Origin of the sequence: Maribacter litoralis, from assembly GCF_902506355.1 — a bacterium.
In the GTDB taxonomy this organism is placed as follows: domain Bacteria; phylum Bacteroidota; class Bacteroidia; order Flavobacteriales; family Flavobacteriaceae; genus Maribacter; species Maribacter litoralis.
The window spans coordinates 2,766,637-2,792,317 of sequence record NZ_LR733271.1; the positions used below are offsets into that span (position 1 = coordinate 2,766,637).

Consider the following 25,681-nt stretch of genomic DNA (forward strand, 5'->3'; position numbering starts at 1 on the left):
TACTATGTTTTATTGATCAGCAAAGATTTCAAAGTGTGTTACTTTTTCAGGGAAATCAATAAGATAGTTTTTGTCTTCAGGATAGTATTTTGCTATTTCATAATCTTCGCCAGCAAAATTTTTAATGACTTCTAAATTCTCCCAAACGGTGATAAGTTTGAAATAGGCAAATTGATTATCTGTATTTTTTAAGAACATTAGTTTTATAAAACCGTCTGTGCTACTATAGTCAGGTATAGCACGAACCTTCATAAATTCCTCATACTCGTTGAGGTGTTCTACTTTTGTTCTTCCTTCCCAAATTCGTGCGATCATTTATCTTTTTTTTACATCAAATTAAGGTTGACCAAAAATCCGTTTGAGTAAATCACTCAATCTTAATTATAGATATTGATGTCGGTGTAATTTATTCGTGGATTAAATACCAATTATTAATCATATGAAAATACCTTATCTATTGTTCCTTGTTGAATCTCGCTTATCAGCTATATAATATGCGAATATGAATAAAAGGATTATTAATAATAGGAATATGGGGTTGAAACTAATAATTCCAAAACCAAATTTATAATTAACATAATAGAAATCTAGATAACCTATAAGACCAGCAAGTAATGATAAACCAAAAAAAACATAATATAATTTTCTTTTAGTAAAATATAAAAATATAGAAATAGATAAGCAAAACATGCCTATATAATGTTCTAAACTTAAAATGTAGTTACTAAATAAAGTAATGGCTATTGAAATCATTATGAGGATAGTGGAAATAGCTAAAGGAGTTATATCTAATTCAATTTTTTTCATCTTGTATCAAAATTATCAATTTGTACTTTTCAGATTCCGCAAAAGATTTAATGGTGGAGTTTCGTTTTTTTAGAAAATTAGTCATGTATTTTTTTAGAAATAATCCATCCGCAATTTTACCCAAAAACCCCATAGGAGAGATGTAATCAAAATAGTCTGTCATCAACGTACCATTTTGGTAATTCTCAAAAACATGTTGGTGTTTAAAATTTTTGAAAGCTCCATTTACCATTACATCGGTAAAAGAATTTGGGTATTCATAGGCCGTTATTTTGGTGGTAAGGTATTGATGAACGCCAAAATGTTTTGCCCGCCAAGTAACCCATTCGTTTAAACCTATTAATCCGCTAGTTACGCCAGCAATTGCCTCTTCGTTGGTATGTTCCGTAGAAATTTTGTGCAGGTCAATACTTCGAGAAAGGTCAAAGACAATTTCCTTTTTTGCGTTGATTTTGGTTTTAAGAATAATCCTTGGCATATATGAATATGTCTACACCGCTCTCTGCACTACCTCAAATACCTTATTGGCGTCGCACTTAATTGTTTTCGACGGGAATTTTAATATCAATGCATAATCGTGGGTGGCCATTAAAATGGTTCTGCCAGATTTGTTGATTTCCTGTAAAACCTTCATCACCTCTACACTAGTTTGTGGATCTAGGTTTCCGGTTGGCTCATCGGCAATGATAAGCTCAGGATCGTTTAATAATGCTCTTGCTATAGCAATACGTTGTTGCTCACCACCAGAAAGCTCATGAGGAAATTTAAAACCCTTTGTTTTCATGCCTACCTTTTCAAGAACGTTGGCTACTCTTGCATCCATCTCGGCTTTATCCGTCCAACCGGTCGCTTTCAAAACAAAGAACATATTCTGGTTGATATTACGGTCTGGCAATAGTTTAAAATCTTGAAAAACAATACCCAACTTTCTGCGTAAAAAGGGAATATCCTTTTCTTTTAGCGTCTTAAGATCGAACTCCACGATATGGCCTTCTCCTTTTTGAAGTGGTAAATCGCCATACAAGGTTTTCATGAAGCTACTTTTACCGCTACCGGTCTTACCTATCAGGTAAACAAATTCACCTTTAGCGATCTTTAAACTCACTTCACTTAGTACCAAGCTCTCTTTTTGAAAAATAGCAGCATCTTTAAGTTCTAAAACAATCTCTTCCATAACGCAAATGTTGATATAAAAGTAATAAGTTCCATTTGATATTAGAGAACCCTTATTCAAATTCTTTTCTTTTGTATGGGTAATGTACATACTTAGGTACAATTTTTGCCGTTATCACATGTGATAACGGTAATACTAAATAGTAACAGAACACTATGCTTAAAAAATTCACCGCTTTTATTCCTATGGTATTAGGTTTGGTAGCTTTGGGCACTGCTCAAGAGACCAAAATCTATACCCACGAACAGAAAGCTTTTCAAGACGCACTAGCGCTATACAACAACGAACAATACCAAGCAGCACAGACTATTTTTGATAAGGTCAAAGTGTCAACGGATGATGAGGAGACAGCTGCCAACAGTGCCTACTATTCCGCTAATGCGGCAGTAAGGTTGAACCAGATCGGTGCAGACCGGTTAATGGAAGACTTTGTAGAAAAATATCCTACATCTACCAAACGAAATTCTGCCTATGCAGATGTGGCAGAGTATTATTTTCAGACCGGGAAATATCCGTACGCTTTAAAATGGTACAACAAGGTTGATCAAAGTTCACTTTCCCGTGGAGAAATGGACAAGTTCAACTTCAATTATGGCTACTCGTTATTCTCATCACGCAAAACAAAAGAGGCAGAAAAATACCTTGAGAAAGTGACCACTTCGCAGGTTTACGGTTCTCAGGCAAAATATTATTTGGGTTATATTTCATACCAACAAGATGATTACGAAACGGCAAATCAGCGTTTTGATCAAATTACGGATCAAGATGTGTTGGAAGAGAAGCTTAGCTATTATCAGGCGGATATGAATTTTAAGCTTGGTAAGTTTGAAGAGGCCATTGCCCTGGCAAAAAAACAATTGCCAAAATCTGACCGACGTGAGGTGTCTGAATTGAACAAGATAATAGGGGAGAGTTATTTTAATTTAAACCAATATGAGAACGCCATCCCTTTCTTAACGGAGTATAAAGGTAAAGGTGGTAAATGGAGCAATACCGATTACTACTATTTGGGCTATGCCTATTATAAAGGTGGTGATTATGCCAATGCCATTGCTCAGTTCAACAAAATTATTGGTGGTACCAATAGTGTGGCACAAAACGCATACTACCACTTGGCAGAATGTTATTTAAAATTGGACAAAAAGCAAGAGGCGTTGAACGCTTTCCGTAATGCATCTCAAATGGATTATAGTGCAGAGATTCAAAAAGACGCCTTTTTAAATTATGCTCGATTGAGTTATGAGGTAGGGAATGCTTATGAGCCGGTGCCACAGGTTATCACCAATTATTTAAAAACCTATCCTAAAGACGAGCATCAAGAAGAGATGCAGACCTTGTTGGTAGATTCATACATCACTTCAAAGAATTTTGAAGGTGCAATGCAGTTGCTAGAGGAGAACAAAAATTACGCCAGTAAATCGGTCTATCAAAAAGTAGCCTACTACAGAGGTATAGAGCTTTTTATGGAAGGCGATTATAATGCGGCTTCAGAGAATTTTGCAAAATCGTTGGGTAGTGCAGAAGATATGCTTTTTAAAGCACGTGCCGATTATTGGAAGGCGGAATCCGATTATTTGTCTAACCGTTTTGAAGATGCGGTAGAAGGCTATACTGCTTTTAAAAACAATCCGTCATCAACGAATACGGAAATGATTACCGATGTCGATTACAATTTGGCATATGGTTATTTTAAGCAGAAAGATTACAATAATGCCATTACCTATTTCAACGCATTTACATCTAACGGAAATGCCGATGTAGAGAAATTAAACGATGGCTATTTACGATTAGGTGACAGTTATTATGCTACCAGTAAATACTGGCCAGCTATAGAAACGTATAACAAGGCATTGGCTTTGACCGGACCTGAGAAAGATTATGCTTTCTACCAAAAAGCAATGAGCTACGGTTATGTGGATAGAGGGGCAAGTAAAATAGAGAATTTGGAGGATTTTGTAAATCAGTTTCCGAGATCAAGCTTTAGGGATGATGCTTTATTTGAACTGGGTAATACCTACGTTGCACAAGGTCAAGAGAGCAAAGGCTTAGAAGCTTATGACCGCATGATAAGCGAGTACAGAGGTAGCTCTTTGGTGCCACAGGCGTTAATGAGACAAGGTTTGGTTAATTATAATGCCAGTAGAAACGAAGCTGCTTTGGCAAAATTTAAAACCGTTGTAAGAGATTTTCCTAAAACTCAAGAAGCCATACAGGCGGTTGCCACTGCTAAATTGGTGTATGTTGATATGGGGCAGGTAAATGAGTATGCCGAGTGGGTACGCGGACTCGATTTTGTTGAGGTTACCGATGCCGAATTGGATAATGCTACTTTCGATGCGGCACAAAAACAAAACTTAGAAGGTAATATTGACGCTGCCATTAAAGGGTATAAGAACTACATTCAACAATTCCCTACCGGATTACATGCCGTTGATGCCAACTTTAGCTTAGCACAATTGTATTTTGGCAAAGGCGATAAAGAAGCTGCCTTGCCTTATTATAAGTATGTAGCCGATAGAAGTACGAGCGAATATGCAGAACAGGCATTAACCCGTGTTTGTGAAGTCTATATTTCTAAAGATGATTATCAAATTGCCTTACCATATTTATTGAAATTGGAGAGCCAGGCAAATATTCAGCAGAACAGAACTTTTGCACGTTCTAACTTAATGAAAGGGTATTACAAACAGAAGAATTACCCAAAAACATTGGAATATGCAGATAAGGTCTTATCGACCCCAAGCATTGACAATAGAATTAAGAGTGATGCGCATATTATGATCGCAAGATCGGCCATAGCAACCAATGATGAGGCAAAAGCTAAATCTGCCTATGCAGAGGTATTAAAGATCGCATCTGGTGCAACCGCAGCTGAAGCATTATACTATGATGCCTATTTTGAACATAAAGATGGCGCTTATGAGAACTCAAATGTGGCAGTTCAAAAATTAGCGAAAGATTATGCGGCTTACAAAGAATGGGGCGGTAAAGGCTTGGTGCTTATGGCCAAGAACTATTATGCCCTAAATGACGCCTATCAAGCAACCTATATTTTAGAGAGCGTAATAACCAACTTTACGCAGTATCCTGAAATTGTTGCCGAAGCAAGAGCAGAATTGGCGATCATAAAATCTAAGGAAGCTAAGAGTAATTCATCTGTAGATCCTAATTAAAAAAAACACGTACACCAGTAAAAGAACACCTATGTACAACAAACATATATTTACGCTTATATTTTTAACGCTTGGCTTTCAAATTGGTTTTGCTCAAGAAGAAGAGGAGGAAAAAGATTTGGGTACGGAAACCGTAACGGTGACCAAAGCCTACACGCCAACCGTTTCAGATGCTTTTAAAATTAAATCGGTACCAAATATGAACGATTCTATCGTGCTTCAGAAAAAACCGATTACATACAGCATTTTCTCAGTGCCAGTGGCATCTACTTTTACGCCTTCTAAAGGAACCGCTTCTAAAGTGGAAAAATTACCGCCGCCGGTGTTATATAACTCTTATGCCTCTTTAGGCGCGGGATTGTATGGCAATGTGTTGGGCGAATTTTATACGAGTAGAACTATCAATAGAGATGAGAATTTTGATATTGGTTTCAACCACTTGTCTTCCCGTGGAGGTATTGATGGGGTAGAATTGAACGATACGTTTTATGATACTAGATTAGATGCATCATATGCAAAACGAGATAGAGATTTAGATTGGGGTGCGGCTATTGGCTTACAACATCAATTATATAATTGGTACGGTATTGAACCTGGCATTTTCAGCGCAACAGAGCTTGACGGTATTGATGAGCGTCAAAATTATTACATGGGTGAGGTAAGCGGTCACATTAATGTGGAAGATGCTTATTTTAAAAGAGCCGATTTAAAATATAGAAGATTCTTTGATGCCGTAAGTTCAGGTGAAAACAGGGCTATTTTCAACACCGGATTTGAGTTTCCAATGAACGAGGAAATTTTAAATGCCAAAGTAAAGGTAGATTATGTAGGTGGTACATTTGAAAATGCAGATGTAAACAGCACTACGAACGATAGCGGTATATCCTATGGAAATTTACAGGTAGGCGTAAATCCGTCTTTAACCATGTTACGCGATGATCTCTCATTGAATTTAGGGGTCAATTTGGTGTACGGTATGGATTTGGAGCATAGTGAAAGCAATTTTTATATCTACCCTGCGGTAACGGCATCGTACAGATTGTTAGATGAATCCGTTATTGCTTATGGAGGGGTTACGGGTGAATTAAAGCAGAATTCATATTATGATTTTGTAGAGGGAAATACCTTTGTGTCTCCTACTTTGACCATTGCTCCAACAGATAGTCAGTACAACGCATATGTTGGTTTTAAAGGTCAGTTATTACCTAATTTAAGTTATAATGTTAAGGGGTCTTATTCGGCAGAAAACAATAAGCCGTTGTATACGTTGAACCCTGTAAATAGTTTTAGGTCAGATGAGAAAGGGTACTATTACGGTAATTCTTTCGGTCTATTCTATGATGATATAAAGACACTAGGAATTTTTGGAGAATTGAATGTAGACGTAAACCGTAACTTCACCGCCGGTGTAAATGTTGAGGTGTACGATTATAATACTGAAACCGGAAATCCGGCATGGAATCTGCCAAATTTACAAGCCTCTTTGTTTATGGATTATCAGATTGGTGAGAAATGGTATGCCGGTGCCAATTTGTTCTATGTTGGCGAGCGTGATGATTTTTCATCTACGGTAATAGAAGATGCCCAACCAAGTGAATTTCCTGCCACGCTTATCACTTTAGACGGTTATTTTGATGCCAATGCACATGTAGGTTATCGCTACACCGATCAATGGTCGTTCTTTATTAAAGGAGCAAATCTTTCTAATAACAACTATCAACGTTGGTCAAATTTTCAAGTACAAGGTATTCAAATTTTAGCAGGGGCAACATATAAGTTCGACTTCTAAAAAACCTTTGCTTAATAAAAAATAGACACCTAAGAATCAGAATTTTCTAATTCTTAGGTGTTTTTGGTTTTAGCATATTTTTAACAACTTAAACCAAACCTTAAATAGGTCGCTTCGTAAATATGGGCAGAACAACTTTTAAACCTATATATAATTATGAAAAAATCTATTTTTTATTTAGCAATGCTTATGGGCGCTTTGTTTATGGCCTCTTGCAGTGATGATGATGACGGTATGGTAGATGTTACACCAGATGCTACTTGTGATGACGGAATTATGAACGGAGATGAAACAGGAGTCGATTGCGGCGGTTCTATGTGCGAGCCTTGTGGTGACGGAATGACGGTATTGGGTCGTAGAACAGATCTATTTGTAACCAATAACGATAACGGAAATATTTCAAGATATAGTGTAACCGGAGATTCTTTGGTGACATTGATGACAACCACTACAGCAGCAGAAGGTATATATTTCGATGCTTCGGCAGATGTAGTGTATCAAGCATCTAGAAGTGCCTTGCAATTAGAGGCTTTTGCCGATTTGAGTACTTTGATGGATGGTGATGCAATTACGGCTTCATACACTGGTGCTGCGGATTTGGAAAGTCCGAGGGAATTAGCGGTCAACGGAAGTTCTTTTGTGGTTGCCGATAACGGTTCCAATACATTCTTTGTGTACGAAAACACAGGAAGCGGATTTACATTAACAAGTACGGTTGAGGTGCCTTTTCCAGTATGGGGTATTACTTTTAAAGGTGATGATTTATATGCCGTTGTAGATACTACGGGAGATTTAGCGGTTTATTACGATTTTCTTTCAAATGCGAACAACGGAGTTTTGAATCCTTCAAAAAGAGTGACTATCGAAGGTATAGTAAGAACGCATGGTATTAAATATGATGGTACGGATGACGTTATGGTCTTGACCGATATTGGAGATGCCGCTGATGCAAATACAGATGGTGGTTTTCATATAATTTCTGATTTCTCCTCTAAATTCGATGCACTATCGGATGGCGAATTATTACCGGTAGGTATGCAAGTACGAGTAGCGGGTTCTTCAACACTGATGGGTAACCCAATTGATGTTGCTTACGATTCTGAAACAGATGCGGTGTACGTTTCTGAAATAGGTAACGGTAAGGTATTAGGATTTACTTCTATTGGTTCTGGTGGAGATTTGTCTCCGTCATTCAATAAAGATTTAGCAATGGCTTCATCTATTCAGTTTAGTAGTGATGAGACCGACGGTAATACAGGTGATTCTAGCGAAGCTAGGGCAACAAGATTGTATGCTACAAGTACGGCAAACGGAGATGTTAGTATTTATGATGGTTCAGGTATGTTGACAAAAACGGTTTACACTGGGTCTGATGCTACAGAAGGTATTTATTATGACGCTTTTAATGATGCTATAGTTCAGGCATCTAGATCAGGATTGGCGTTGGAGTATTATGGAAGCTTCTCGGCTGTTACGAACCTAGCAAACATTACTGCTGATTTTTCCGGTAGTGCCGAATTGGCAAGTCCGCGAGAGATTGCTGTTTTTGGAAATAAAGTAGTGGTTTCCAGTAACTCTGAGAACAAGTTTTACGTGTATGAATATAGTGGTTCTAATTTTACTTTGTTGAATACTTTCGATGCAGGTTTTGATACTTGGGGAATCACGTTTATGGGGAACACTTTATTAGCAGTAGTAGATAATACAAGTGACCTAGCGATTTATGATAATTTCTTAACTGCGTTTACCGCAGATGGAGCAATAGCCCCAACAAAAAGAATTACCATCGATGGTATTGTAAGAACACATGGTATCGATTATAGCGAAGCTGATGATGTATTGGTAATGACAGATATAGGCGAAGCTTCAGATGCAAATACAGATGGTGGTTTTCAAATAACCCAAGATTTTTCGGCTAAATTGGTAGCTATCAATGATGGTGGTAGTTTGGCTTTATCTGATCAAACCAGAGTTGCCGGTTCGTTAACTGAAATGGGTAATCCTATAGATGTAGCTTACGATCATAAAACTCAAACAGTATTTGTCGCAGAGATTGGCAATGGCAAGGTTTTAGCCTTTTCAGATGCATTGAATGCAAATGGTAATATTGCACCGGCAGTTAGTAACGATTTAATGTCGGCAGCTTCTATTTATCTGTACAACAATTAAGGATTGAAGTTTTTATTGTTAGTTGGCCTCTCTTAATATATAAGAGGGGCTTTTTTTGTTTGTATACTAGATGAAAACGACCATTTTTTAACTTTTCTGTATTTTAGGGAATCTATTTGAAATGCATGCACCTTACTAGACTACATTCAGGTTTTCTGTTTTTGCTTGCATTTTGCGCACCCTACTTTTTGATAGGTCAGAATTTGGTGCTGAACCCCAGTTTTGAATCGTATGCCAATTGCCCTGTAACATTGGGTAATCTTGAGAAAGATGTAATTGATTGGAATATGCCGACCAAAGGGTCTACAGATTATTTTAATGGTTGTAGTGTTGCAATGGGCACACCCGAAAATTTTAATGGTAAGCAACCATCTGATTTTGGTACGGGCTATGTGGGTTTATATATGTACGCCCCAAATGATTATCGTGAGTATATACAGGCGAAATTACGCTCTACTTTGGTGAAGGGTGAGCAGTATTCCATATCTTTTTACGTAAGCTTGGCCGAACGGTCTGATTTTGCTGTGAAGGAATTTGGCATCCGGTTTACTGAACTGCCAGTAGCGGTGGAAACGAGCAAAGTGTTATCTGGCTTTCAATTTTCTAAATTAAAGGGAGATAAATCCGCAGCATTAGAAATATCCTATTCCAATTACTATTCCGATGAAATAAAATGGGTCAAATTGACCATAACTTATGAAGCCAATGGAACTGAAAATTATATGACAATAGGTAACTTTAAAAACAATAAACGAACCCAAAAATATCAGACAAAAAGAGAAATTACCAAAGGTTCTTATTACTATCTAGATATGGTTTCTGTAAGTAATGTAAATTCGAAACCAAAAAATATTGGAATCGCACAGGTCAAAGAATTTACGTTGGACAGTGTGCATGTATTTAAAGATGTGTATTTCGATTTCAATAAGGCTAACATTAGGGGTGATCACCAGCAAGAAATGGAACGGCTACTTTCTTACTTGACGTTGAACACAACGATTCTTATAAAAATTTTAGGGCATGCCGATAATAAGGGTTCCAATAGCTTTAACCAAAAACTGTCGGTTAAGCGAGCAGAGGCAATAGTCGCTTATTTTGTAAAAAACGGAATAGAAAAAAGCAGGATAAGCTCTGCAGGTTATGGCAGTTCAAAACCTATAGCTACCAATAACACAGAAGCCGGTAGATTTCTCAACCGGCGTGTAGAATTTTTACTTAGCAAACCAAATTAATAATCTGAGTATTCGGTTGGGTATAAGAGGTAAATATCTGCATGACTGACCGTATTCTGGTATTTATCCATTCCCGAGATTTCTTTCCATTTATCAGATGATCCAAAATCATCCCAAAGGACATCCCTTTTTTCCATGTTTTCAAAGGTGGTCATGTACATTAAATTGGGCATTTTATCTCCCGAAATAACATCCGCATAAAAAACGGCGTTAAAACCTAAACTTTCAAAAAGTTCCACTTCGCCACCTTCATTGAACATATCTACTTTTCTTCGATACATAGCCTCTGTGGGGCCTTCGTAGCTTCTTAGCTCATATACTCTATCAGTTCGTTCACCCTTAACTTGGCTAGGTTTCATTTTTGGCATATCTGGAAATGCACGAAGCAATACCGAACTAATTCTTTCATATGGTTTTTTGTCATGCGTAGCATGTATATAATCTGCCCCAGCGGAAAGGTGCGTTTTATCTACCGCTAACATTGCTTCTAGGTTCTCAAAAGTTGCTAGAGATTGAAAGGGTATCAATACATAAATTTTATCGCTGACTTTAAATTTATCTGGTCGTACCTTAAAAACACCTATGTTTTTAATACCCATTCTTTTTAACGCGGGTAAGTAGGCATTTTTCAAGTAATTGTCTACCATGCTTTCTTGGGTGTCGTTCTTTATGGTGTACGTTTTTAGCTGATAGTATTCCTGCTTTTGGGCATAGCTTACAAAAGAATTGCCCAGCATGAAAATGAATATAAATAGTAAATAGTGGAACTTGTATTTCATGAACTCTGAATTTGTTTTTAAAACAACAAGTTAATGATAAAATGAACGAAAGCTATACTGTATTTTTGTGCCAGTATCACTTCTATGGCCAACATATTTCAAAAACCGCTAATTGACCCAGCTAAAAGTCCTGTTTTCTACGGCTACGTTATTCTGGTTATAGGTACTATCGGTATTTACTGCAGTATTCCTGGTCAGACTATTGGGGTTTCGGTCTTTACAGATCCTGTTAAAGATGCGTTGGGGCTAACCCGTAATCAATTCAGTAATGCTTATATGATCGGTACCATTGTAAGTTCTTTGGTCATTGGCAGGGCAGGTGTTTGGTTTGATACGTATGGGGCGCGTTATGTTGCTTTCTTTGCGGCCATAACTCTAGGAGTCACCTTATTCTTGTGCTCATGGTCTGCGGTAATGAGTTCGTATATTAAGGAAATATTATCGGTTGATACCTGGATGGTGCCTTTTGCATTAATGACTGTTTTATTTTTTATGCTTCGTTTTGCAGGGCAAGGGGTGTTGACCATGGCCTCTAGAAACGTGATCATGATCTGGTTCGATAAGAACAGGGGTAAGGTCAATTCTTTTAGTAGCGTGGCGCTTTCTTTCGGATTCTCGTCTTCTCCGCTTTGGGTAAATGCCCTTATTGAAGGCTACGGATGGGAAAGTACTTGGCAATTTTTAGCTATTGGGTTATTAGTTTTCAGTGTTTTTATTTACACATTCTATAAAATTTCACCAGAAAAACATGGTTTGCTGCCCGATGGTGTAAAATCGTTATCAACCGAAGAAGATAAGAAAAAAGTGCTCACAAAACAGTTCACCCTTGCAGAGGCTAAAAAGGAAAGAGCTTTTTGGATGTACGGACTAACACTTGCTTTCAATAGCTTTTTTATTACGGGGCTCACTTTTCATGTCGTATCTATTTTTACCCACGAAGGCTTTGCAAAAGAAGATGCCATTTCCATTTTCTTGCCGGGTTCGGTGGTAGCGGTAACCGTATCGACGGTATTTAATTTCTTAAGCGATAATCTTCCTTTAAAATTGTATTTGTACCTAATGTTATTGGGCGGGTTTTTGGCATCTTTAGGATTTTTACTGCTTTCTACTGTAGCCGGTGTACCTATGCTAATTGCCGGGTTTGGAATATTGGGCGGATTCTTTGCTGTTTTGAACGCCGTGGCGTGGCCAAGATTTTTTGGAAGAAAACATTTAGGTAGCATCACAGGAAAAGTAATGAGCTTTTTAATATTGGCAAGTGCATTGGCGCCAAGTATTTTTAGTCTGTGTCTTTCTACCTTTGGATCGTATCAAATGGTCGGTTATTTAGGCTTGGCTTTTTTGGTATTTCTTACAATTGGATCCATTAAGGCAAATAACCCGCAGTAAAAAAATCATTTTTAACTTTATCGACCGACATTTTGTTGTTCAAGTAGAAATCAATCTATCTTTACAAAAACACTACGAATGGACTTGAATTTAGCAGTATTGATAGACGGTGACAATATACCGTCTGCCTATGTAAAAGAAATGATGGAAGAGATCGCCAAATATGGCAACCCTACCATTAAACGTATTTATGGCGATTGGACCAACCCGCGTTTGGGAAAATGGAAAAATGTACTGTTAGAAAATGCCATTACGCCTATACAACAATATGGTTATACCCAAGGTAAGAACGCTACAGATTCTGCCATGATCATTGATGCCATGGATATTTTATATTCGGGTAAGGTGAACGGATTTTGTATTGTAAGTAGTGATAGCGATTTTACACGTTTGGCAACAAGATTGCGCGAGGCGGGTATGCAGGTCTTTGGTATTGGTGAACGTAAAACGCCTAATCCGTTTATAGTGGCCTGTGATAAGTTCATTTATATTGAAATTCTTAAAAGTAGAAGTGAGGAAGAAGAAGCTGTTGACAATAATAAAGCAGCCACAGAAAAGAATACCGTAGATAAAATTACCCCAAAGGCATTACGATTTATTGCAACTACCATTGATGATGTTGCTGACGATGACGGATGGGCTTTTTTAGGTGATGTGGGTAGTTTGCTACAGAAAAAGCAACCTAATTTTGATTCCCGTAATTATGGTTTTCAAAAGTTAACGCCGCTTATAAATTCCATTCCACACTTTGAAATTGAAAGACGCGAAGACTCTAAAGGGCGTAAAAAATTGATCTTCGTTAAAATCAAAGAGAAAAATACCACAAAGGCTAAAAAGTAAAGTGATATTGTATGGCAATGTTTTAAACCATCATTTTAGTTTGTATTTTTCTGTCTAAATTTTATGCTATGTATCGTACGCTCTGGTTTTTGGCTTTTATTTTCGTTTTTAATTCCTGTAAAGAAACCCCAAAACAAGACGAGGGTAAGTTAACAAGACCAATTTCTGAGGTATTTGCCGAGTTTTATGATTTTAAAAAGGGAATTAATCCTATTGAAGCTACCAAAGCTGGTTACCATGACTATAATGATACCATTGCCAACTACATTTCAGACGACTATATTTTACATTTAAAAGATCGCTATACGTATTTCTTGGAAGAGATAGGTAAATATGATTCAACACAAATAAGTGCTGCAGACTATATGAGTATGCGCGTTATGGAGTGGGATTGTACCATAAAACTTGAGGGTGTAATGAACCCCATGGTCACAGTGGCATCACCTATATATGATTTGCCTAGCTTTGAGCTTATGCCGCTTTTTCAAATTCAATCTTTGCATCTATACGTAGCACAATTGGCTGGCGGTACCAGTGTACAGCCTTTTAAAAGTATTGAAGATTATAATAATTGGTTGAGCCGGCTAGAAGACTACATAACATTTATAGATACGGCCATAGAGAAAATGAAAGTGGGTATGGAAAGCGGAGTGGTGCTTCCAAAAGTATTGACCTTAAAAATGCTGCCCCAAGTACGTTCGTTTATAGATGTGCCTTTAGAAGAAAATTTATTTTTTCAACCTGTTTTGAATTTTCCCGACGGCATTTCTGATGTGGATATGGATATTCTAAAGAGTAATTACGAAGACTTCATTCAAGAAAAATTAAGTCCTAAATACAAAGAGCTGAATGCATTTTTAACGGATGAATATTTACCTGCATGCAGAGATACCGATGGCTTGTTAGACCTGCCCAACGGAAATGAAACCTATCAATACTTAATTAAATTACATACCACCACCAACATGAACGCAGATGAGATCCATGAATTGGGTTTGTCTGAAGTGGCTCGTATTTCTAAGGAAATGGAAGCGATAAAAAATGAGATAGGGTTTACGGGAAATCTTAAATTGTTCTTTAATTCCCTAAGAAACAATAAAGAGTTAATGCCTTTTTCTAAACCTGAAGAAGTTATAGAGCACTTTAATAATATTAACGACCGTATTGCATTAAGTATAGATTCCTTATTCAACTTGACCCCTAAGGCAGGTTTTAACGTACGCAGAACAGAAGCGTTTAGAGAGGCATCTGCCAGTGCAGAATATGTTCCCGGCTCAAAAGACGGTTCTAGAGCAGGAATATTTTATGTGCCTATACCAGATGCAAAATCATACAATATGCTGCATGATGAGGCTTTATTTTTGCATGAGGCTATACCAGGGCACCATTTTCAGCTAAGCTTACAGCAGGAGAATACTAGTCTTCCGGAGTTTTTACACCCAGAAAGTATGGGTGTTTTTGTAGAAGGTTGGGCATTGTATGCAGAGTCCTTAGGAAAAGAATTGGGAATTTATACAGATCCATATCAATATTTTGGTATGTTAAGTATGGAAATGCATAGAGCTATAAGGCTTGTGGTAGATACAGGTATTCATGCAAAGGGCTGGAGTAGGGAAAAGGCAATAGCATATTCTTTGGAGAACGAGGCAGAATCAGAAGAGAGCATCATAGCGGAAATTGAGCGGTATATGGCAACACCCGGGCAGGCTTTGTCTTATAAAATTGGTCAGTTAAAAATTAGACAACTACGTACTAAGGCAGAGAAAGCGCTGGGAGATAATTTTAATATTAGGGATTTTCATAGTCAAATTTTAAATTCTGGTAGCTTGCCATTGATCTTGTTGGAAGAAAAGATTGATAATTGGATCGTTCAACAGGAAATGTAAAGTATTAAAAGACTAACAATTAGGTGAAATATTCAATAAGAATCAACGTTAAGAGTTTAAAGATTAACACAGCCATTAATGAAGACCGTTAAATTTTTAGTTTTAGGAATAGTGCTTATCATGGCCTTTAGTTCCTTTTCATCTACCGAAATTAATTCGAAAAGACATCACGTTTCAGAGAATAATAGTATAGCTCTTGTAAATACAGACGCTGTTTTGGGTGTATGGGAATATACCATGACAAATGTTGATGCCCCATATGAAAAAGGGGTATTCTTTATAACGAAAAAGGGTGATTTTTATGACGTAGCCGTTAAATTGACTACGGGAATGCTTACAGGCCAAGATGTATTGGTGAAAGGTAATGGAATAAACTTTAATGTAAATTTTGAGGGTTTAAAACGCGTTTCATTTGTACTGGTCGTGGAGGACGATAAGATTATGGGCGAAAGTTATTCTGCAATAGGTAATAGCGAAATTTTTGGTGTACGCCAATTACCTGAACAATAAATATTTAGAACTTTAGGAAAAAATACTTAGTTTTCAATTTTAATTGGAAGCAGACATTGTTATGCTTGCTTTTTTTGTTGTTAACTAACGCTATTGTTTTGAAAAAACTACTTCCTATTCTACTCGTATTTTTAACTGGTTGCGAACTCATGAAAGAGAAAGTCGACCTAGTTGTTGTCAATGCCAAGGTCTACACCGTAGATGATTCCTTTTCAGAAGCTCAAGCTTTTGCCGTACAAGATGGCAAATTTATTGCAGTGGGTACAATAGATGAAATTAGGGATGTATATACTTCAGATCAATTGATAGATGCCGATGGTAGGGCTATTACTCCGGGTTTAATTGATGCCCATTGTCATTTTTACGGATTAGGACTCAATCAACAAATTGTAAATTTAGTCGGTACCAAAAGTTTTGAAGAGGTACTTGAGCGTGTAAAGGAATTCCATGCCGAAAATCCTAAATCTTTTTTAAGAGGCAGGGGTTGGGATCAGAATGACTGGGAGGTTAAAGAGTTTCCTACGAAAACGGAATTGGATACTATTTTTCCAGATATACCTGTGGCCTTAGAACGTATAGACGGACATGCTTACCTCGTAAACCAAAAAGCTTTGGATATGGCAGGTATTGATTGGAGTACCAAAGTTGAAGGTGGTGAAATTGTAAAGAAATGGGCTAATGGCTATTCTGGTATTACCGGAGTTTTAGTGGATAATCCAATGACTCTTATAGATAGCATTATGCCATCGCCAACGCTAGAAGATAAAATTAGGGCATTGAAAGATGCAGAAAGAATAAGCCTGAACCACGGGTTAACCACAGTGAATGATGCGGGGTTAGATAGAAGTACCATTGAACTTATAGACAGTTTGCAGCAGGCAGGTGAATTGTCAATTAAGATATATGCCATGGTAAGTAATACTAAAGAAGATGTGGATTACTTCATTAACAAAGGTCCTGTTAAAACCGACAGATTAAATGTGCGATCGGTAAAAGTGTATGGAGATGGTGCATTGGGTTCTAGAGGGGCTGCTTTAAAAGAAGAATATAGTGATATGCCCAAACATTTCGGAGCGATGATTACCCCCGTTGACGAAATTGAGGCTTTAGCGAAAAAATTGGCTTCATCAGAATACCAAATGAATACCCATGCAATTGGAGACTCGGCGAATATTGCGGTGTTAAGGGCATATAAAAAAGTGTTGCAAGGCAAAGGTGATAGACGCTGGAAAATTGAACATGCACAAGTGTTGACAGAAGGTGATTTCGATTATTTTGAAGATGGTATTATTCCATCAGTACAACCTACACATGCCACTAGTGATATGTATTGGGCAGAAGAGCGCTTGGGGGATAGGGTTAGTGGAGCTTACGCTTACAAAACTTTATTGAACAAGGCTGGTATTATTGCTTTGGGAACAGATTTTCCTGTAGAAGATGTTAGTCCGTTTTTAACCTTCTATGCGGCGGTAGCGAGACAAGATACGAGTGGATATCCAAAAGGTGGCTTTCAAATGGAAGAAGCCTTAACTAGGGAAGAAACTTTAAAGGGAATGACCATTTGGGCTGCCTACTCTAATTTTGAAGAAGGGGAGAAAGGTAGTATAGAACCGGGAAAATCTGCTGATTTTGTGATCTATGATAAAGATATGATGACTGTTCCGGTAGAAGAAATACCGACAATAAGGGCAGAACAAACATTTATAGATGGTATTGTTCGCTAGGCGTACAAATAAAAAAACCTCGGTCATTGACCGAGGTTTTTAATATTATCAAATTGTTGTAGTTACATTGTAATTGGTACGGCAACTCTCGTTTTGTCCCATCCCATAACTAAAGAAGTTCCATCTTTCGCATCTTTAAAAGCGATAGAAAATTCTTCTAATGACGCGCTATCAGAACCGTTAGGTACAGTTACACGGGCAACGTCTGCAGACTCATCATAAAAGTAAGAACCCCATTGGTTTAAGTTCTTGTTCAAAATTATTGTCCATTCCTCTTCACCAGGAATTGTAAACAATGAATAAGTACCGGCTTTAATATCCTTACCACCAAAATTTACATCTTTATAGAATGTAATTTCAGGAGCTTCGTTAGCACCTGTTCTCCATACTTTTCCAGTTGGAGCCAATTCTTCCATAGAACGACCTTTCAATTGTGGTCTTCCATAAATGATACGAACCGCTTTTTCAGAAACTTTGTAATCTGTAGGGTAGGCAGCCATATCCATAGGACTTTTGTCAATTCCCGAGAAATCTTGAGCAGATACCGAAGTGGTCATCACAACAGCTAACAATAAAGTTGCGAGTGTAAATACTTTTTTCATAATAATTGTTTAGTTTTTTACTAGGTCATAAAACTAAGCAGTTCCTTACAGTGATATTAATAAAAAGAAGTTAAAATTTACAAAGTTACATTTCGCCATATTTAGAACAGTAATTTCTTTAAAACCCTATCATATAGAATATAAAATTCATTTTATGATTACAATATGTAAGTATAATTGGATTATATGTTTGTTATTTGAAACTATAAATAGATATTTGTATTCGAATTGATATAATAATTAGATTATGTGTGGAATAGTATGTGCATTTGACGTTAAGGAAAGTACCGATGTACTTAGGCCTCAACTTTTAGAAATGTCAAAAAAGATTAGACATAGAGGTCCGGATTGGAGTGGTATCTATGCAGATGATAAGGCCATTTTGGCGCATGAGCGTTTGGCGATTGTAGACCCAGCTTCTGGAAAACAACCATTATTGAGTCCTAATGGTAAATTAATACTTGCTGCCAATGGTGAAATATACAACCACAGAGAACTTAGAAAGCAGTTTGAAGGAAAATACGATTTTAAGACCGAGTCTGATTGTGAAGTTATATTGGCACTTTACCAAGAAAAAGGTGTTGACTTCATTGATGAAATGAACGGTATTTTCGGTTTCACTATTTATGATGCTGAAAAAGATGAATATTTCGTTGCTCGTGATCATATGGGTATTATTCCTTTATACATGGGATGGGACAAAAATGGTACGTTCTATGTAGCTTCAGAATTGAAGGCTTTAGAAGGTACTTGTACCAAAATCGAGTTGTTTCCTCCAGGGCATTATTTACATAGTTCTGACGGGGAATTAAAAAAATGGTACTCCAGAGATTGGATGGAGTATGATGCCGTAAAGGAAAACGAAACCAGCATTCAAGAAATCAAAGAAGCATTAGAAGCTGCCGTTCACAGACAGCTAATGTCTGATGTGCCTTATGGTGTATTATTGTCCGGTGGATTAGATTCTTCGGTTACTTCGGCAATTGCTAAAAAGTATGCTCAAAAGCGTATAGAGAGTGGCGATACGGCAGATGCCTGGTATCCACAATTACATTCATTTTCTGTTGGTTTAGAGGGGTCTCCAGATTTGGCTGCCGCACAAAAGGTGGCTGATCACATTGGTACCGTACACCATGAAATTAAATTTACCATTCAAGAAGGTTTAGATGCAATTAAAGATGTAGTATATAACCTAGAGACATATGATATTACCACAATTAGAGCTTCTACGCCTATGTATTTAATGGCACGTGTTATTAAATCTATGGGGATAAAGATGGTGTTGTCAGGTGAAGGTGCAGATGAATTATTTGGAGGTTACCTATACTTTCATAAAGCGCCTAACGCACAAGAATTCCATGAAGAGACGGTACGTAAATTGAGCAAGCTTCATATGTACGATTGCCTACGTGCCAACAAATCATTGGCATCTTGGGGTATAGAAGGTCGTGTACCGTTCTTGGATAAAGAATTTATGGATGTTGCCATGCGTATTAACCCACAAGATAAAATGATCAACGGTGAGCGTATGGAAAAATGGGTGGTTCGTAAAGCTTTTGAAGATATGTTGCCAGAAAGTGTGGCATGGAGACAGAAAGAACAGTTTTCTGACGGAGTGGGATATAGCTGGATCGATACATTGAAAGAGGTTGTAAATACTGAGGTGTCAGACGAGCAATTGGCAAACGCTAAGTTTAGGTTCCCATTACAGACACCTACATCAAAAGAAGAATTTTACTATCGTTCTATATTCGAAGAGCATTTCCCTTCAGACGCTGCTGCGTTATGTGTGCCACAAGAAGCTTCTGTAGCTTGTAGTACTCAAATAGCTCTAGAATGGGATGAAGCGTTCAAAAACATGAACGATCCATCTGGTAGAGCTGTAGCTAACGTACACGATGATGCTTACGTAACGCAATAGGGTTTGAATTAGTCATTAATACTTATTGTAAAAAACCCGTCTAATTATTTAGACGGGTTTGCTTTTTTTAACGACTTTCAACAACGTTTAGATGTCTTTGATCATCTGTTCTAACTTTTCTTTCGACTCACCGGTCTTTTCTTGAATTCTTCCAAGTAATTCATCAGATTTTCCTTCGGCATATGTTAGATCATCATCTGTAAGGTCACCATATTGCTGTTTAAGTTTCCCTTTTGCTATATTCCACTTGCCTTTAAATTGTTCTTCATTCATGATATATTGTTTTTAAGTTATTTCACTAAGTTAATCGCTACATGTAAAGGAGATCTTAATAATAGGCGATAGGGCAAACATTGGTTTTAATACCGTTAATTTTGGAGTGTCTTTATGAAAATCCGCATCATATAAGGTAATCTTAAAGAATATTCTGGTGTTTTAAGGTTGTAGAAAGGGGAGTGAGCATAGTGTTTTGTTATCCGCTTTCCAATGGCACTTTACAACGATACTATTGTTGGTTCTGTTTTTTAGGGTAAAACCTCTAATTTTCCACAATAATTGTTGATAACTTACCTTTGCCCAATAACTAGAAAGGCTATATTTCATGGGGTATTGCGTATATTTGTAAGATTGCAAAATTTGAAGTAAAACAACCTTAATTTTATGAGCGAAGAAGCAAATAAGAAAAATTATTCGGCAGATAGTATTCAGGCCTTGGAGGGAATGGAGCACGTACGTATGCGTCCATCCATGTATATAGGTGATGTTGGGGTCCGTGGTTTGCACCATTTGGTATATGAAGTAGTTGATAACTCTATTGATGAGGCTATGGGTGGTCATTGTGACAGCATTAGCGTAATCATAAATGAAGATAATTCCATAACCACTAGAGATAATGGTAGGGGTATTCCTGTTGATTTGCACAAAAAAGAAGGTGTATCTGCATTAGAGGTTGTTATGACCAAAATTGGTGCCGGTGGTAAGTTCGATAAAGATTCTTATAAAGTATCGGGTGGTCTTCACGGTGTTGGTGTATCTTGTGTAAATGCTCTTTCTGATCATTTGACCGCTACGGTTTTTAGAGACGGAGTAATATGGCAGCAAGAATATGAGCGTGGTAAGGCTTTATACCCGGTAAAAAGAATAGGGGAGACTGAAGATAGGGGTACAGAGGTTACTTTTCACCCTGATAATACCATTTTCACACAAACTATAGAATATAGCTACGAAACTTTGGCGAATAGAATGCGTGAGCTTTCTTTCTTGAATAAAGGAGTAACTATCAGTATTACGGATAAGCGCCAGAAAGATGAAAAAGGGGAGTTCGTTGGAGAAACGTTCTTTTCTAATGAAGGTCTTAAGGAGTTTGTTAAGTTTTTAGATGGTAACCGTGAGTCTTTGATACAAGGGGTTATTGCTATGGAAGGGGAAAAGAATGACATTCCTGTTGAAGTAGCTATGATATATAACACTAGTTATACAGAGAATCTTCACTCGTATGTAAATAATATTAATACGCACGAAGGTGGTACGCATTTATCTGGATTTAGAAGAGGATTAACTTCTACTCTAAAGAAATATGCCGATGCTTCTGGAATGTTGGATAAGTTAAAGTTTGAAATTCAGGGAGATGATTTCCGTGAAGGTTTAACGGCAATCGTATCCGTAAAAGTTTCTGAACCTCAATTTGAAGGTCAGACAAAAACAAAATTAGGTAACAGAGAGGTTTCGGCAGCAGTAAGTCAGGCAGTGTCTGAAATGTTGACCGATTATCTTGAAGAGCATCCAGATGATGCAAAGACCATCGTACAAAAAGTAATTCTTGCGGCACAAGCAAGGCATGCAGCTTCTAAAGCGCGTGAAATGGTGCAGCGTAAGAATGTAATGAGCGGTGGTGGTTTACCTGGTAAACTATCAGATTGTTCTGAACAAGATCCTGAAAAATGTGAGATTTTCCTTGTTGAGGGAGATTCGGCGGGCGGTACCGCAAAAATGGGCCGTGATCGTAATTTTCAGGCTATCCTTCCATTAAGAGGTAAGATTTTGAACGTTGAAAAAGCTATGCAGCATAAGGTTTTTGAAAACGAGGAAATCAAAAATATGTATACGGCCCTTGGTGTAACCATTGGTACTGAAGAGGATAGTAAAGCACTGAATCTTGATAAATTAAGATACCATAAGGTAGTCATCATGTGTGATGCCGATGTAGATGGTAGCCATATTGAAACCTTAATTTTAACTTTCTTCTTCCGTTATATGAGAGAGTTGGTAGAGAACGGGCATATTTACATCGCTACTCCGCCGCTATATTTGGTTAAAAAAGGTCAGAAAAAGAGATATGCTTGGAGTGATAAAGAACGTGATGAAATTGCAGATAGCTACAGTGGTGGTGTAAGTATTCAACGTTATAAGGGTCTTGGTGAAATGAATGCCGAGCAATTGTGGGATACAACCATGAACCCTGAGTTTAGAACATTACGTCAAATTACTATAGATAATGCGACCGAAACAGATCGTGTTTTCTCAATGCTTATGGGCGATGAAGTACCGCCAAGAAGAGAATTCATTGAGAAAAATGCTGTTTATGCAAACATTGACACATAGAAAATACCCATTACACAACAAAAACCTGCGTCTACGGCGCAGGTTTTTTAGTTTTAGGTAAAATTAGAAATATGAAAAGTCTACTTACTTGTGTTTTTATAGGTACATGCTTAACTGCAACAGCTCAGGCCGATTTTAACAATGTGCTTTCGGCAGGTGTTGAAGATGCAGAGCGTTTTACCACTTCGTACATGGAACCATTATCTGAAAGTGTAGTCTATGGTATGTCAACAGGATGGTATAATACCGCAGATGCAAAACCTCTCGGCGGATTTGAAATTTCAATTATAGGAAATATTACAGGATTTAAAAACAAAGAGGATAAAAAGACTTTTATTCTTGATCCTAGCGAATATGAAAACTTGGACTTTGTTGAGAACCCCGGGGTGGCTAGAGAAGTATCGACCGCTTTAGGTGATATTTCTGGTACACAGGTTTATGTTGAAGGAGAGGTACTTGGAGTAACCGTTAGGGAAACCTTTGAATTGCCTTCTGGTTTGGCAGGTGAAAATATAGATTTTGTTCCTTCGGGTTATATACAGGCTAGTGTAGGTTTAATAAAAGGAACCGAAATAAAAGCGCGTTTTTTGCCTAAAATGGAATATGAAGATGCGTCTGTAGGTCTATTTGGTGTAGGTATACAGCATGATTTTACTAAATTGTTGCCAGCCGATAAAATATTACCTGTGGCAATTTCAGCCGTGATAGGATATTCTAATATAAGTGGAGATTATGATTTGACCAATGCAAAATTAATCGATGGTGAAGATCAACGGATAGAGGCTGAGATAGGGAGTTGGGCATTTGGTGCGGTAGTTTCTACTAAATTACCGATTATTAATTTTTATGGAGGTGTTAATTATATTATCGGCAAATCGGTTACAGACGTATTAGGAACGTATAGAGTTACCAGCGGTCCATTTGCATCTGATACCTATGTAGATCCTTTTTCTATCACCAAAAAAGTAAATGGTGTAACCGGTACTTTAGGTACAAAACTTAAGTTGGGCTTCTTTAGATTAAATGCAGAATATAATTTAGGAGAGTTCAATACGGCTACGGTAGGTATTAACTTCGGATTTAGGTAAATTGCTAGTAATAGTATCAAGTATTGAGAATGTTGGACATATCCGTGCTCTAACGTTGTTTTAAGCGATGCTAAATAGTATTAATGTTGAGATAAATCTGACTTTTGATATAACTTGATTTTTGAACTTGATTTTGAATTTACTTTTTTCCAACAACCAACAACCAACAACCAACAACCAACAACCAAAAAAACAGCCAACACATAGGAATAAAAAAGACTGCCCAGATCTCTCCGGACAGCCTTTTTCCCATGGCCCTGTTAAAATCGTTTATTCCCTAATTGCCAAGGTGGCACCATCTTTCTCTTGAAGGTAAAAACTATCATCGGTAGATTTTATGGTGATTATATTGTTAGGTTTTCCGTCTAGACCTTTATACTCAACTGTATAAATATCGTCTTGTTTAGACCAATTGAAATCTGTTTTTAAGGTAATGGTAGAACCTTCTATTTCATGATATCTACCAAGATAGACATCGTTGAAAATCCATTCTTTACGTACGGTTTGCTTAGCGGAATTTTCGGTTACGATCAAATCGGACTGAGACCAAATTCCAATAATGGGATCGGTGTTTTGCTCTATGCGAGAACAGTTCGCAAGAAACACTATGGCACAAATGGCCAACAAAGAGAGGAACTTCTTAGTCATAAGTAGGTTAATTTAATTTTGGATTTGGGATCCATAGTAATTAACGTGACTAGTTTGGGCTTATTATTATAATTCGATGTATGGTAACTATTTGACGATTTCTTCGTTAAAGCGCAATTTTTTTTAACAAAATGTGCATTTTGTCGATGTTTTTAACCACTTTTTCAGCTAATTAAATCAAGCTGCGAATAGCATAATTCATCAATAAATACCTATTTTTGAGGTGAAAATTCAATACACATAAGGTGGGTATTCCATTTTATATATAATAATTCATAAAATTAAAATAAATGAAAGTTACAGTAGTTGGTGCTGGTGCAGTAGGTGCTAGTTGTGCAGAATACATTGCCATTAAAGATTTTGCATCAGAAGTGGTTATTTTGGACATTAAAGAAGGCTATGCAGAAGGTAAAGCTATGGATTTGATGCAAACTGCATCATTAAACGGTTTTGATACCAAAATAACAGGTAGTACAAATGATTATTCAAAAACTGCAGATAGCCATATTGCAGTAATTACATCTGGTATTCCAAGAAAACCGGGTATGACTAGAGAAGAATTGATCGGTATTAATGCAGGTATCGTAAAAACGGTATCTAGCAGCCTTTTAGAGCATTCACCTAATGTTATTATAATTGTAGTAAGTAATCCAATGGATACTATGACTTACTTGGTACATAAAACTACTGGTTTACCTAAGAATAGAATTATTGGTATGGGCGGTGCTTTAGATAGTGCACGTTTTAAATATCGTTTGGCAGAAGCTATGGAAGCTCCTATTTCTGATATTGACGGTATGGTAATTGGTGGGCATAGTGATAAAGGTATGGTACCTTTAACTTCTCATGCAACTAGAAACAGTATTCGCGTTTCAGAATTTTTGTCTGATGAAAGATTAGAGCAAGTTGCTGCCGATACTAAGGTTGGTGGTGCTACTTTAACCGGATTGTTAGGTACAAGTGCTTGGTACGCACCAGGTGCAGCAGTTTCTGCTTTGGTACAGGCTATCGCATGTGATCAAAAGAAAATGTTCCCTTGTTCTACAATGTTAGAAGGGGAGTATGGTTTAAATGATATCTGTATTGGTGTGCCTGTAATCTTAGGGAAAAATGGAATTGAAAAAATTGTTGATATTCCATTAAGTGATGCTGAAAAAGCAAAAATGCAGGAAAGTGCAGAAGGTGTAACCAAAACAAATGGACTTTTAGAGTTGTAGTTTTTTAACTTCTAAACACAACAGAAACCCTTTATAGTTCAACTATAAAGGGTTTCTTGGTATAAGAAGATAGGCTTCAGGTACATATATTGTAAAAAAATATACTACCTAGCATATTTTTCTTTTTATATT

General features: G+C 37.2%; 20 protein-coding genes. 13 read left to right on the forward strand and 7 right to left on the reverse strand.

Features of this window, described 5'->3' with window-relative positions:
- Positions 1 to 9: 9 nt before the first annotated feature.
- The 3 genes from EXIGUO8A_RS11635 to EXIGUO8A_RS11645 form a co-directional block, all read right to left on the reverse strand.
- Positions 10 to 315: an antibiotic biosynthesis monooxygenase gene (locus EXIGUO8A_RS11635; protein WP_159303254.1), complete on the reverse strand. Its 306-nt coding sequence runs from the start codon at positions 313 to 315 to the stop codon at positions 10 to 12.
- Positions 316 to 793: 478 nt separating this feature from the next.
- Positions 794 to 1,285 (reverse strand): SRPBCC family protein, encoded by a 492-nt coding sequence (locus EXIGUO8A_RS11640; protein WP_159303255.1) that lies wholly within the window; start codon positions 1,283 to 1,285, stop codon positions 794 to 796.
- Positions 1,286 to 1,297: 12 nt separating this feature from the next.
- Positions 1,298 to 1,981, reverse strand: a complete 684-nt coding sequence (locus EXIGUO8A_RS11645) for a cell division ATP-binding protein FtsE (protein WP_116770604.1) — start codon at positions 1,979 to 1,981, stop codon at positions 1,298 to 1,300.
- A 155-nt stretch (positions 1,982 to 2,136) separates the two neighbouring features.
- Between EXIGUO8A_RS11645 and EXIGUO8A_RS11650 the strand changes: the two genes are divergently transcribed.
- The 4 genes from EXIGUO8A_RS11650 (at position 2,137) to EXIGUO8A_RS11665 (ending at position 10,344) form a co-directional block, all read left to right on the forward strand.
- The gene (locus EXIGUO8A_RS11650) at positions 2,137 to 5,154 is read left to right on the forward strand and encodes a tetratricopeptide repeat protein (protein WP_159303256.1); all 3,018 of its coding nucleotides are present in this window, start codon (positions 2,137 to 2,139) and stop codon (positions 5,152 to 5,154) included.
- Between the two features lie 31 nt (positions 5,155 to 5,185).
- The gene (locus EXIGUO8A_RS11655; RefSeq protein ID WP_159303257.1) at positions 5,186 to 6,943 is read left to right on the forward strand and encodes a TonB-dependent receptor; all 1,758 of its coding nucleotides are present in this window, start codon (positions 5,186 to 5,188) and stop codon (positions 6,941 to 6,943) included.
- Positions 6,944 to 7,099: 156 nt separating this feature from the next.
- On the forward strand, positions 7,100 to 9,112 hold the full coding sequence (locus EXIGUO8A_RS11660) for a hypothetical protein (protein WP_159303258.1): 2,013 nt from the start codon (positions 7,100 to 7,102) through the stop codon (positions 9,110 to 9,112).
- 125 nt (positions 9,113 to 9,237) lie between these two features.
- Positions 9,238 to 10,344: an OmpA family protein gene (locus EXIGUO8A_RS11665; protein WP_159303259.1), complete on the forward strand. Its 1,107-nt coding sequence runs from the start codon at positions 9,238 to 9,240 to the stop codon at positions 10,342 to 10,344.
- Here EXIGUO8A_RS11665 and EXIGUO8A_RS11670 read toward each other — a convergent pair.
- Complete coding sequence (locus tag EXIGUO8A_RS11670) at positions 10,341 to 11,123, reverse strand: NIPSNAP family protein (RefSeq protein ID WP_159303260.1); 783 nt, start codon at positions 11,121 to 11,123, stop codon at positions 10,341 to 10,343. The two genes, EXIGUO8A_RS11665 and EXIGUO8A_RS11670, sit on opposite strands and share 4 nt — an antisense overlap.
- 84 nt (positions 11,124 to 11,207) lie before the next feature.
- On the opposite strand from EXIGUO8A_RS11670, the gene EXIGUO8A_RS11675 reads away from it, so the two are divergent.
- From EXIGUO8A_RS11675 to EXIGUO8A_RS11695, 5 genes are all read left to right on the forward strand, one after another.
- On the forward strand, positions 11,208 to 12,512 hold the full coding sequence (locus EXIGUO8A_RS11675) for an MFS transporter (RefSeq protein WP_159303261.1): 1,305 nt from the start codon (positions 11,208 to 11,210) through the stop codon (positions 12,510 to 12,512).
- 78 nt (positions 12,513 to 12,590) lie between these two features.
- Positions 12,591 to 13,352, forward strand: a complete 762-nt coding sequence (locus EXIGUO8A_RS11680) for an NYN domain-containing protein (protein ID WP_159303262.1) — start codon at positions 12,591 to 12,593, stop codon at positions 13,350 to 13,352.
- A 68-nt stretch (positions 13,353 to 13,420) separates the two neighbouring features.
- The gene (locus EXIGUO8A_RS11685) at positions 13,421 to 15,238 is read left to right on the forward strand and encodes a DUF885 domain-containing protein (RefSeq protein ID WP_159303263.1); all 1,818 of its coding nucleotides are present in this window, start codon (positions 13,421 to 13,423) and stop codon (positions 15,236 to 15,238) included.
- A gap of 78 nt (positions 15,239 to 15,316) precedes the next feature.
- The gene (locus EXIGUO8A_RS11690) at positions 15,317 to 15,748 is read left to right on the forward strand and encodes a hypothetical protein (protein ID WP_159303264.1); all 432 of its coding nucleotides are present in this window, start codon (positions 15,317 to 15,319) and stop codon (positions 15,746 to 15,748) included.
- A 149-nt stretch (positions 15,749 to 15,897) separates the two neighbouring features.
- Positions 15,898 to 17,472, forward strand: coding sequence for an amidohydrolase (locus tag EXIGUO8A_RS11695; RefSeq protein ID WP_159303265.1), 1,575 nt, complete (start codon positions 15,898 to 15,900; stop codon positions 17,470 to 17,472).
- Positions 17,473 to 17,534: 62 nt separating this feature from the next.
- Here EXIGUO8A_RS11695 and EXIGUO8A_RS11700 read toward each other — a convergent pair whose 3' ends face one another.
- Positions 17,535 to 18,074 (reverse strand): DUF2911 domain-containing protein, encoded by a 540-nt coding sequence (locus EXIGUO8A_RS11700; RefSeq protein ID WP_159303266.1) that lies wholly within the window; start codon positions 18,072 to 18,074, stop codon positions 17,535 to 17,537.
- A gap of 247 nt (positions 18,075 to 18,321) precedes the next feature.
- Here EXIGUO8A_RS11700 and asnB point away from each other — a divergent pair, with 247 nt between their 5' ends.
- Positions 18,322 to 19,995, forward strand: coding sequence for an asparagine synthase B (gene asnB, locus EXIGUO8A_RS11705; RefSeq protein WP_116770616.1), 1,674 nt, complete (start codon positions 18,322 to 18,324; stop codon positions 19,993 to 19,995).
- Between the two features lie 87 nt (positions 19,996 to 20,082).
- Here asnB and EXIGUO8A_RS11710 read toward each other — a convergent pair whose 3' ends face one another.
- Complete coding sequence (locus EXIGUO8A_RS11710; RefSeq protein WP_159303267.1) at positions 20,083 to 20,268, reverse strand: CsbD family protein; 186 nt, start codon at positions 20,266 to 20,268, stop codon at positions 20,083 to 20,085.
- Between the two features lie 387 nt (positions 20,269 to 20,655).
- On the opposite strand from EXIGUO8A_RS11710, the gene gyrB reads away from it, so the two are divergent.
- Together gyrB and EXIGUO8A_RS11720 are read left to right on the forward strand one after the other, a co-directional pair.
- Positions 20,656 to 22,596, forward strand: coding sequence for a DNA topoisomerase (ATP-hydrolyzing) subunit B (gene gyrB / locus EXIGUO8A_RS11715; protein WP_159303268.1), 1,941 nt, complete (start codon positions 20,656 to 20,658; stop codon positions 22,594 to 22,596).
- 71 nt (positions 22,597 to 22,667) lie between these two features.
- Positions 22,668 to 23,684 carry a DUF6588 family protein gene (locus tag EXIGUO8A_RS11720; RefSeq protein WP_159303269.1) on the forward strand — a complete coding sequence of 339 codons (1,017 nt, stop codon included), beginning with the start codon at positions 22,668 to 22,670 and terminating at the stop codon, positions 23,682 to 23,684.
- Between the two features lie 270 nt (positions 23,685 to 23,954).
- Here EXIGUO8A_RS11720 and EXIGUO8A_RS11725 read toward each other — a convergent pair whose 3' ends face one another.
- Entirely contained in the window at positions 23,955 to 24,332 is a 378-nt protein-coding gene (locus tag EXIGUO8A_RS11725) for a hypothetical protein (protein ID WP_116770621.1), read from the reverse strand.
- Between the two features lie 290 nt (positions 24,333 to 24,622).
- Here EXIGUO8A_RS11725 and EXIGUO8A_RS11730 point away from each other — a divergent pair, with 290 nt between their 5' ends.
- Positions 24,623 to 25,549, forward strand: coding sequence for a malate dehydrogenase (locus EXIGUO8A_RS11730; protein WP_159303270.1), 927 nt, complete (start codon positions 24,623 to 24,625; stop codon positions 25,547 to 25,549).
- Positions 25,550 to 25,681 lie beyond the last annotated feature (132 nt).